This window comes from Oleiphilus sp. HI0067, assembly GCF_001635735.1.
This window is the reverse complement of record NZ_LWFI01000684.1, coordinates 1-652: the sequence shown is the minus strand read 5'-3', so window position 1 is coordinate 652 and position 652 is coordinate 1. Positions and strand designations below refer to the sequence as shown.

Here is a 652-nt window from a genome sequence, read left to right as displayed (position 1 = left end):
AGATGATATGAATGACCGTCTTGATGCCCCTGAGATTCATGACGGTATTCGTGATGAGGGTGGCAAGTTAACGCTCGAAATTTATAAATGTCGTAAGCCGATTATTGCTGCAATTAACGGTGCCGCGGTTGGTATTGGTGCCACAATGACTTGCGCAATGGACATTCGTCTCGCGTCCGAAAAAGCGCGGATTGGATTTGTGTTTAACAAGATAGGCATCGTTCCTGAAGCATGCTCCTCTTGGTTCTTGCCCCGTATTGTCGGTTTACCAAAATCATTAGAACTTTGCTTTACCGGTGACATTATTGATGGTGCTGAGGCAAAAGATATTGGATTTGTGACGAATGTATTGCCAGCTGAAGAGTTGCTTAATGAGGCTTATGCTCTAGCTCGTCGAATTGCTAAGCATAGTCCTGTTGCGCTAGCGCTTACTCGCCAGATGCTGTATCGAAATTCGGCAAAAGGACATCCTTTAGAAGCACATAAAATTGATTCTCTAGGGATGTTTTACCAAAGTATTGCTGACGGTAAAGAGGGCGTTAGTGCTTTCTTAGAAAAGCGGCCTGCTGAATATAAACAGAAATGCTCTACGGATATGCCAAGTTTTTATCCGGGGGAATATTGATTTGGCTTGCATTTAGTTGAACAAAAA

At 43.3% G+C, this 652-nt stretch carries 1 protein-coding gene; it reads left to right on the top strand.

Annotation, left to right across the window (positions count from 1 at the left end):
- Positions 1-625 (top strand): enoyl-CoA hydratase-related protein (locus A3739_RS07775; protein WP_156502453.1); only part of this gene is annotated, 625 nt, incomplete at its 5' end.
- Positions 626-652 lie beyond the last annotated feature (27 nt).